The 9,610-nt window shown below is 40.5% G+C and carries 11 protein-coding genes and 1 other RNA gene; 2 read left to right on the plus strand and 10 right to left on the minus strand.

Annotation, left to right across the window (positions count from 1 at the left end; genetic code table 11):
• Positions 1–47: 47 nt before the first annotated feature.
• The 7 genes from rnpB to ACXAFV_RS22480 all read right to left on the minus strand — a co-directional run bounded on the left by rnpB (position 48) and on the right by ACXAFV_RS22480 (position 7,008).
• An RNA gene (gene rnpB / locus ACXAFV_RS22450) (RNase P RNA component class B) lies at positions 48–431 on the minus strand.
• A 92-nt stretch (positions 432–523) separates the two neighbouring features.
• Positions 524–829, minus strand: coding sequence for a cell division regulator GpsB (gene gpsB, locus ACXAFV_RS22455; protein ID WP_175991615.1), 306 nt, complete (start codon positions 827–829; stop codon positions 524–526).
• A gap of 116 nt (positions 830–945) precedes the next feature.
• Positions 946–1,503 (minus strand): SLOG family protein, encoded by a 558-nt coding sequence (locus tag ACXAFV_RS22460; protein WP_475129782.1) that lies wholly within the window; start codon positions 1,501–1,503, stop codon positions 946–948.
• 341 nt (positions 1,504–1,844) lie between these two features.
• Positions 1,845–2,204 carry a CotD family spore coat protein gene (locus ACXAFV_RS22465; RefSeq protein WP_475129783.1) on the minus strand — a complete coding sequence of 120 codons (360 nt, stop codon included), beginning with the start codon at positions 2,202–2,204 and terminating at the stop codon, positions 1,845–1,847.
• 374 nt (positions 2,205–2,578) lie between these two features.
• Complete coding sequence (locus ACXAFV_RS22470) at positions 2,579–3,850, minus strand: ribonuclease H-like domain-containing protein (RefSeq protein ID WP_475129785.1); 1,272 nt, start codon at positions 3,848–3,850, stop codon at positions 2,579–2,581.
• Positions 3,840–6,131, minus strand: a complete 2,292-nt coding sequence (locus tag ACXAFV_RS22475) for a DEAD/DEAH box helicase (RefSeq protein ID WP_475129786.1) — start codon at positions 6,129–6,131, stop codon at positions 3,840–3,842. Before ACXAFV_RS22475 ends, ACXAFV_RS22470 begins: the two co-directional genes overlap by 11 nt.
• Before the next feature lie 91 nt (positions 6,132–6,222).
• Positions 6,223–7,008: an alpha/beta fold hydrolase gene (locus ACXAFV_RS22480; RefSeq protein ID WP_475129788.1), complete on the minus strand. Its 786-nt coding sequence runs from the start codon at positions 7,006–7,008 to the stop codon at positions 6,223–6,225.
• A 137-nt stretch (positions 7,009–7,145) separates the two neighbouring features.
• Here ACXAFV_RS22480 and ACXAFV_RS22485 point away from each other — a divergent pair, with 137 nt between their 5' ends.
• Positions 7,146–7,610 carry an Hsp20/alpha crystallin family protein gene (locus ACXAFV_RS22485; protein ID WP_475129789.1) on the plus strand — a complete coding sequence of 155 codons (465 nt, stop codon included), beginning with the start codon at positions 7,146–7,148 and terminating at the stop codon, positions 7,608–7,610.
• Between the two features lie 80 nt (positions 7,611–7,690).
• Here ACXAFV_RS22485 and ACXAFV_RS22490 read toward each other — a convergent pair whose 3' ends face one another.
• Positions 7,691–8,155, minus strand: a complete 465-nt coding sequence (locus ACXAFV_RS22490) for a YppG family protein (protein WP_475129791.1) — start codon at positions 8,153–8,155, stop codon at positions 7,691–7,693.
• Between the two features lie 203 nt (positions 8,156–8,358).
• Between ACXAFV_RS22490 and yppF the strand changes: the two genes are divergently transcribed.
• The gene (yppF, locus tag ACXAFV_RS22495; protein ID WP_475129793.1) at positions 8,359–8,541 is read left to right on the plus strand and encodes a YppF family protein; all 183 of its coding nucleotides are present in this window, start codon (positions 8,359–8,361) and stop codon (positions 8,539–8,541) included.
• 44 nt (positions 8,542–8,585) lie between these two features.
• On the opposite strand, the gene ACXAFV_RS22500 is transcribed toward yppF, so the two are convergent.
• Both ACXAFV_RS22500 and ACXAFV_RS22505 read right to left on the minus strand, forming a co-directional pair.
• Positions 8,586–8,939 carry a YppE family protein gene (locus tag ACXAFV_RS22500; protein WP_475129795.1) on the minus strand — a complete coding sequence of 118 codons (354 nt, stop codon included), beginning with the start codon at positions 8,937–8,939 and terminating at the stop codon, positions 8,586–8,588.
• 66 nt (positions 8,940–9,005) lie between these two features.
• Complete coding sequence (locus tag ACXAFV_RS22505; RefSeq protein WP_475129796.1) at positions 9,006–9,251, minus strand: hypothetical protein; 246 nt, start codon at positions 9,249–9,251, stop codon at positions 9,006–9,008.
• Between the last annotated feature and the right edge of the window lie 359 nt (positions 9,252–9,610).

Below are 9,610 nucleotides of genomic sequence, written 5' to 3' on the forward strand. Positions count from 1 at the left end.
CACTTGGGTTTGTAGTCAAAAAATGATTGTCTTCTCCAGAAATAGCGCTCTGTAAGCCATGTTTTGTTCCTTTGTACTGCAAGCGACTTTTCATCTCGTACTCAGGTGGTAATCATCTATCTACAAAGGAAATACCTTTGTCCCTTTCTTCGTTCGTTTCCTCCGAAAGGGTTCCCCTACCAAATTTGGGTTTCTCGCTCGTGGGGTTTACCTCGTTCCACTCCTGCCATTTCTAACAGGACTTCGTCACTGTGGCACTTTCAAGGTAGTCATACCATATCCGGAAGGACTTAGGTATTTTCCCTGCCGTCAACTCATTTTGAGCTGCCCTAGCTTATGAATTGGCTAGGCACGAACACTACGGGCATCTCAGCACCGTGCGAGCATGGACTTTCCTCTACAGCAGTAAGCTGCAGCGATTACCCAAACGCTATTAAGGATCAGCAATTACTAATTATAAAGTAATATCTCAATCATTTCAACTGGTAATAAATGTCATTAAAGACATGAATATCAACAGATATCAATCGTAAAGCTTATTTCCGAACACATGTTTTTCAAGATTCGATAATCGTTTAAGAATATCGAAATTGGTTGTGCCTGATGCTTGAGGCTGGGCTGCAGGACGCTTGCTGGCACCTTCAACCTGCTTCTTCAAGCGCAGGTTTTCCTGTTGAAGTTCTTCTATTTCCTGATGAAAGGTTTCATAGTCTTTAATAATCAAATCAAGGAATTTATCTACATCTTCAGGCTTGTAGCCTCTCATTCCGCTTTTGAATTCTTTTTCCAGAATATCTTTAGCTGTTAATTTCACTTTATCTGAGATCATCGCATTCACCTCTATATTTATCTTTTTCATTTTTTCAAATTACCTTCATTTTGTCAAATAATTTTAATGAGAGCATAGATCGTATAATGTATATACGTTTCATTCAATATTATCAGCTATTCATTTTTCCATTGTTCTTCTTCCACTACCCATTGCAGATCATTAAATGAAATTGCCCTGATTTCGAAGTGAGGATTCCTCTCCTGATACTTTCTTGCTTCCTGATAAAAATATTTTGGAGAACCTTCCTTTTCTTCATCGTACAAAATAACGAGATATTGACTCTTATTAAGAAATAAAAAATTTCGGTTTTTAAACTGCTGAGGACTTTTATATGGTTCTTTCGACACTGAGTCTACAAAATCTGCCTGGGACAGAATCATTTCATAGTATTCTTTATTATTTTCGTTCCAGTTTTCTTCCTGGTTAATAAAGGGTGTGAGTACTGCGAGTTTAAGTTCGGGATATTCTTCTTGAAGCTCGAAAACCACTTCAGCTCCCCATAATTCCACTCCAAGCTGACCACTGATCGTTACCCATTCCAAGTCTTCTTCCAGCAATGAAAGCAGCTCTTTCTTCAATGCCTGTTTTATGTAATGAATGGCTTTATCGTCTTGTTTGAATATTCCCAGCTCAAAGGATTTATAACCTGTTAAGCATGCAACCTTGCTCAAAAAGCAAAACTCCTTTACTTAGGATCATGATAAGAAAGCAAAGGACATTTATAGTCTGCCCTATTCTTTATACTCTATTGTAGCACATTTTAATCAAACGTTCTTTTCACTATCAAGAAATGCAGGGGTCTTGTTATATTCGAGAATTACATATGGGGATTCACAGAGGAGTTTCGAAACAGTCCATACATATCATCTGACTTAGAGAAAAGAAGGAGGGTGACTCCATTAGATTCCTCCACCTCATCCAGCTTTATTTTCCACTGAGATTCGTGAAAAAGCCTTCTTGAAGAATCTGGAAGTCACCCGATATCCCTTAATATCAAGTATATCCTTACTAATTAGTAAAGTCCGAAAGGCGGTCGGGGGCGCGGGCCAAACCCTGGTCCTCCTGGTCCTCCTGGTCCTCCTGGTCCGCCAGGGCCGAATCCAGGTCCACCGGGTCCTCCAGGGCCGAATCCAGGTCCACCGGGTCCTCCCGGGCCACCCCCGCAGTTAAACTGCTGGTTCGTCACGCTGTCAACTGCTGATTGAGTTTGAGGGAAGTAGTGTTTGTGCTGATATTGGATATTGTTTACTGTAGTTGTATGCTGTGGGTGAATATGCGGCACCTCATAGGTAGTGAAAGTCTGGTTTACACAATTTTTTGCAGGGTGCATAACTGCTGGAAGCACTTTACTGGGTCTTGGTCTACAAAACATAGTCATGTTCTCCTTTCATCATGTTATTGATACATTAATAGCCTATGAAAGGGGTGGAGAACATGTACTAATGAAAATACCTATTTTTAAATATGGAGATTGGAATCAATTTTGGAAAAGGTTGATCAGTCACTCCCATTACATGAAGCTATATAAAGTCTCAGAGTAATTCGAAAAGAAAAACGCCGTTAAACCAATGACGACAAAGAATAAAATTAAGATCGCACGGTTCATTTTCATCATCCTATCTAAATATAAATAATTTCCACACAATTATTCATTTTACAACTACTTGTGAAAATTCTCAATATATAAATAAGGAGAATGGACCATAAATTTACGTTATTTTACTAGATTCAAGTAAGTGCTTGAAATCAAGTCAATTTCTTCCTGTCTCTCTTTGAACACACACGATTGATCCGGGCATAAAGCTGCTCCTGTGACTTGGCCTTCTTCCTCTGATTAAAATCGATTTTATTAAGAAGCTCCTCGAGTTCGAGGCATTTCTCCAATGCCTTATCATAGTCCTTTCTTTTATGTTCATAGATTTTCGCCAATTCTTCAAGGACGGCCACTTTAATCTCGAAGGGACAATCGTTGTCGATCCCCTCCCATAGTTCGGCCGCCTTATCGAAATCCTTATCTTTTTTATAACTTAAAGCAAGATGATGTACGGATTCATAGTGCTGTTCCCCTCTATGATTCACAATATGTTCAAAGCGTTCTTTCGCCATATTCGCATTACCCGTATACTCGAGCCATCTGCCCGCTTCGAATGTTTCCTGCTCTGTGGATGATTTCGAAATCTCCAGCAGCTGAAAGGTTATATGCGTATATAATGTGATCAATGAAAGGATATCCAGCTCATTATGTTCCATCACTCTTAAAATACCTACCGGATCCCTTCTCTCTATGAAATCAAAATAAATCATCGGCGCAAGATACCCGGGCACATCATCCACTCTCTCAAAATCAAGGATTTTCCCTTCCACGTTGATTAATTTCACCGACTCCATTTTATGTTTGAAAAGTCTTCTGGATCCATGGAATAAATCAAAATGCCCAAATGACGGAAGCTTCGGAACGTGCTCTTTGATGAGTGTGTGCCTGGTCTTGACCTGCGGCCAGTCAAATGCTTTGCCGTTATACGTTACAAGAGTATTGTAATCTACCGTCTTCAAAAAACTGTGATAGAGGGGAATTTCACTTCCGGGCTGTGGAAGAAAATGTTGCGTGACAATCAATTCATTTCCCACAACCCTTCCATGTCCAAGCAAAAAAATCGTATTGCCGACCCCCCCTCCGAGTCCCGTTGTTTCTGTATCAAAGAAAAACAGGTCCTCGGGCGCAAGTCCCTTGGAGGACAATGGATGGGTGCCGTTAAATTCCTGCCAGGCTGAGACTGATTTCAAAAGATCTTCGAATTTATATTTGCCATGCTGATGGTGAAGAGGGTATCTCTTCTCCCTTACCAGGCAAAAATCATCATCGACAAAGTAAGTAGTAGTCCCATGTTCTTTCCAGGTTTCTTTATGAGGAAGGTCAGTATTGGAAATATCAATCGATTTTACCGTATTCCTTTCGTTCTCTGCATCTTCCCTGACAATGTGTTTTTTCATTCTGTTCAGTTTGTTTTTAAGAGACAATTTCTCCCTCCTCTTCTTCACCATGGAATAATGCAAGCAATTTTAATGTGTCCGCTTTTGCCGTTTTCATGGAATGTTCCGTCCCTATACACGATGGACAACCGGTTTGACACGGACAGCTTTCAATCAACTTTCGTGTTTCTGAAAGAACCTGTTCAATTTGCTCATATACTTTTTCACTTAAGCCGATCCCGCCTGGATATCTGTCATAAATAAAGATGGTCGGTTTATCATTATGGGCCGCTTTGACCTGAGGCACAACAAAAATATCACTCGGGTCGCACATCACATAAAGGGGAATGATGGAATTCAAGCTTTGCGCAGCTCCGATTAATCCTTCTTCTAAACGTTCTTGCGTGAAAGAAGAACTGTCACTTAGTGATATCCAGCTGGAGCTGGTATGAAGTTCTTCCTCGGGAAGATGAATCGGCCCGGAACCGATGTTTTCATGAGTATCAAACTTGATTTTCTTGAAAATCGTGGCCATTGCCTGGACTGTAACATCACCATAAGCTATTTCACAAGAGCCCGCATTCCGGTCCTTGTCCGTCTCTAAAACACGGAGCTGAACAGCTAAATTAGCATCGGTAAAGTAATCAACATCCACTTCCCGGACAAAGGCTTTCTTTTCTTCCCAGTCCAACTTCTCTACCTGATACTGAATTCCCTGATGCAAATATATGGCTTCATCGTGCAGCAGGGTCATGGCAGAAAACCGATCCATTTCCCCGATGACTTTTACAGCTGCAATATCGGTTTGATCAATAATGATCACATTTTCCTGGGAAGCGGAACGAAGGCTGATATTATGGGCAGGAAACACATCATTCATCCAATACCATTTATCCCCATTCTTATGAAGAAGCTTCTCTTCTGCCAGAAATTCAAGAATATCCTCCACCTCATGAGAACCGAATTGTTCACCGTCTTTAAAAGGAAGTTCATATGCGGCACATTTAAGATGATCAATCAGGATAATTAAGTTATCAGGATTGATTCTTGCTGTTTCAGGTGTTTGATCAAAGAAGTAGTCAGGGTGATCGATGATGAACTGATCCAACGGACTGGAACTCGCCACCATGATAACAAGTGATTCACCATGTCTCCTGCCGGCTCTCCCTGCCTGCTGCCAGGCACTTGCAATTGTCCCCGGATACCCAGTCATGATACACACCTGCAGCTGACCGATATCCACACCCAATTCAAGCGCATTGGTGCTGACTACCCCGTAAATCTCTCCTGAACGCAGCCCCTTCTCAATTTCTCGTCTCTGGGTTGGAAGGTAACCGCCCCTGTAGCCGCGAATTGATTTAGCACCTAATTGACCCTTTACGAGCTCTTGTAAATAGGTGAGGATAATCTCGACTCTTACACGGCTGCGGGCGAATACGATGGTTTGGATTTTATTCCTTAACAGCTCTCCTGCGATCCTCCTCACTTCAAGTGTTGCACTTCTTCTTATGTTTAGAGGTTTATTGACGATCGGGGGGTTATAAAAAACAAAATGCTTTTTCGCACTCGGAGCCCCGTTATTATCAATCAGCTCCATCTCCGAACCTGTAAGGTGTTCTGATAATTCTTTTGGGTTAGCAATGGTTGCCGAGGTACAAATGAACACAGGGGAGGCACCATAAAACTCGCAAATTCTTTTGAGCCTCCTGATGACATTGCTCACATGCGAACCAAATACCCCCCTATAAATATGAAGTTCATCGATGATCACATATTTTAGGTTCTCAAATAAAGATACCCATTTTGTATGATGAGGGAGGATAGCGGAGTGAAGCATATCGGGATTGGTGATCACGATATGTCCAGCTTTTCTGACCTTTTGCCTGATATTAGCGGAAGTATCCCCATCGTATGTATAACTATTGATGGACGCACCAGCTTCAGAGATTATTTCATTCAGCTCGCTCTTCTGGTCCTGAGCAAGCGCTTTTGTCGGAAAAATATATAATGCCCTGGCATTTGGGTCCTTCATGACCGTCTGTAAAACGGGCAGGTTGTAGCACAATGTTTTACCGGAAGCAGTAGGTGTCACGGCAGTAAAACTCTTTCCTTTCATTGCCAGCTGAAATGCATCGTGCTGGTGGCTATATAGCTTTTCAATTCCTTTTCCTTTTAAAGCTTTTCTTATCCGTTCGTCAATCTCTTCCGGAATATCAGTAAGTTTTGCAGTTTTTTCATCTATTGTATGCCAATGTATGATTTGTTTATTGAATTGTTCGTCTTTCTTGAATTGCTCAATTAATTCCTGAAGGTTATTCTTCCTGAACATCTTCTTCACCTCTAAAACCATTTTATCGAATCTATGTTCGAATGTAAAAATAAAAAAATCCGGCGATAGTTTCGCCGGACCGAATAAATCTTCATTTCTTATTAATAAATTCTTTGAGCGCATAAGCAAGCTGTTCAGGTTCTTCAAATAATCCCATATGGCCGGATTGTGTGAGGACTTTAGTGTCCGTATGAGATGATTCTTCCTGGAAGACTTTTTCTTTCGGAATGATTTGGTCATGTTCCCCAGCTACAAGCAGTACGGGGATTCTGCTGTTCTTCACTATATTGGAACGATCTATTCTGTTTCTCATTGCCTTAAGGGTTTCAATCGCTCCGACCGGGCTGGTTTCATATCCAATATCTTTAGTAAGCTGGATTTCATCCTTCAGTTCATCCAACTTGTCGGGGTTGAACAGCTTAGGTGCCAGGTCATTTACGAATGTGTTTAGTCCGTCTTCTTTGATGACTTCAATCGACTTCAATCGGTTTTCCTTTGCTTCATCACTGTCAGCAAGAGCCGTGGAATGAATGAGCCCGTACCCTTTTAGCTTCTCACCATATAATTCCGCAACGGCCAGAGTCACATATCCCCCTAAAGAATGACCGAATAGATAGACATTATCCAACTGCTTCTGATCCATAAAATAATGAATATCTTTTGCCATATCCTCTATGCTGAATCCAGAATCACTTATCCCTGATTGACCATGGCCCCTAAGATCAATTGTGATGACACGGGATGTATCCAGTAAAGGAACTACCTCCTGCCAATAGGCAGAACTCCCGCAAAAACCATGAAGAAGTATAACTGTCTCTTCACCTTCACCGCGATCTTGGAAAGCTAAATCAAATCCTCCTACATGCTGCTTTTCCATAACCTTGTCCCCCTTTGTGGATTTCCCTTATATTTTTCCTCCCTCACAAATTTTTAAACAACAATGAAATAGGCACACTTGCTTGAAGTGTTCATACATTAATATGAACAGATCTGTCCCGAAAGGAGATACCATCCATGAACAGCCATTTTTCAAATGATTCATCCAAGAAAAAAGGTTTTGGAGACCTGATGCATTCAATGAATGAATTTTTTCACGAAAAGCCGATGAGGGGAATGCTGCAGAGTATTGATGATTTTTTCACATCTGCCTCAAATCCTTTCAATTCCTTTCCTGTTGATTTTAAAGACCATGAAGATTATTACCTGATAACCGCCGAACTTCCCGGTGTAAAAAAAGAACAAATAAATCTGGAGGTATTCCCTAACTTTGTCACGATTACGATTTCGAATATGGAACTCTATTCCGAGGAAAATGAAAAGAATCAAGTAATCAAAAGAAAACAATCGATGAATAGAAGCAGCCGCACCATCCCATTTCCAAACGTGGTAAATGAAAAAGACGTAAAAGCTTCGTATAAGGACGGTTTACTACAAATAAAAGTGGAAAAACAATCCGGCAGAAAAATCAACATTGAATAATGCGATACCGGTTTAAAGCGACTTTAGACGGTGCACAAGAATAAGAGCAGCTGGGACCCAGCTGCTCTTGTTTCATATTCTTATAGCTTAAACATTCCTCCGAGACCTTTTACGAGTGAAGACACTTGATTCACTGTTCCCATCATCTGACCAGCCGTATTCATCACTTTATTGAAGTCAAATGAACCATCCTGGGACTTGAACGAGTTCATGATGGTGCCCATTCCAGAATTTGACTTTTTCGCCATGAATGATGCTTTCGGATAAGGATTCGCATATGCCTGTTGCTGCATCGCCTTCATTTGATAAGGATTATATTCTTCATGTTGAAGAGGATTTTCAAAATATGGATTCGTATAACCTGCTTGGTTCATTTGGGTGTTAGGGCGCACGGGTTCATGTGAATAATGGAAAGGCGCAGAAAAATACTGAGCTTCCCCCTGCATTTGGTAATTTACCATTTGACCCATATTATGAGTGGCCGGGTAGGGATATGGATAAGGATAATGATTCTGATAGCGGTGACGATAACGATATGAATTCATACTAAGCCCCCTTACATTATTACGGTTACTACACAGTATGAAATATTGGGTCACATGGTGAAAGAACCCAAAGTTTTCTTTCGACAAAACCTCAAAAAATGTCGGAAGTTACACTATTCTAACAACTTAAAGAAAGGGCTTTCTATGTTAGGATAATGATAAAGGTTGCCTGCCTTAAATTGACTGTATTGGGAGGAATGAGTATGAACTTTAGTGAATTGTTACAGAAGTACGAGAATCAGAAGCAGTATCAGACAGCCGATGGACTGGAGCTTCTTACATTGACAAAAAAACTATATATTTCAAATGAAATTTCTCTGCATAACTACAAGGAACTTGTAAGGCAAATAAATAAAAGCTGTGATCGTGCAGTTCCCACTCTGTAAAAAATGAAATCATGTTGAAGGGCTTCCGCGGGGAAGCCCTTTATTTAATCATTTAACTCATCAAGAATAGTTTTCAACACGTAGCTAACAGATTGATGATGACTGATAAAGCGGTTATAACTGGACTCAGGAAAGAAACAGTGTACGGAAAGCATTTCAATATTATCGTATGTATTCATGACCTGCGGTAGGTGAAGATGTTTTGGCCGATCTGCTTTGATCCAATCAAGTGAGAGCTCCTTCCACTTGTCATTCCATTCTTTGACTTTATCAGCAAACGGTTTTACTTCATCATAGAAGTCACCTTTTTCTCCGGTTTCCCGCCTTTTTTTATATTCGTTCATCATATTATCGATCAATGCTAGCAACTCTTCAGTCACAAATATTAACTGTTCCATATTAAACCTCCAGGCAAGGATAGAAAAAAATAATAAGTAGCAAAGCTGCTACTTATAATAGTAAGTTTATGACGTCTTATATGATAATTCAAGCTTTTGAGCAAGAAATGAATGTTCCCTCCTATTTATGAATGTTTCCGCCCTGCTTTCCATTGTAGTTAGTTTCCCCTCAAGATCTTCAATTTTGTTAGCCAGTTTTGATTCCTCAACCTTTTCCTCCATTGAAATACGATCATACACACTTTGCTCAAGCTGATTTAAGCTTTCTTCAATTTCGGCTAGTTTCAACATAATATTTTGTTTTGGAAGCATTCTTCTTCCTCCCGGCTTTTTTGGATTTACATAAAGTATTCTCCTTTAATTAACCTTTACCTCCCCCCTGACAAAACTAGAAGCGTTTCGTCAAAGAAAGTGAATTTAGGACAACCGCCCTTTTATTTTTCGACAGTTGAATAAAACAAGTCAAAGCTCAAATAATAGTAGCGGAGGTGTTCATATGAAAACACAAAATAACAAAAACTCAAAACAACCGACCGATTCCAACAAGCACCAAACAAAAGCATCAAAAGGAAACCCTAAACTGGAAGGCGAAAACAGACCCGCTACTTAATACAAAAGCGGAGGCGGCTCGCTTAGCCCCGACAAGCATAAGATGAATTGGCCGGGAAGGC

It is taken from the genome of Rossellomorea sp. ABR4_012 (assembly GCF_056159545.1).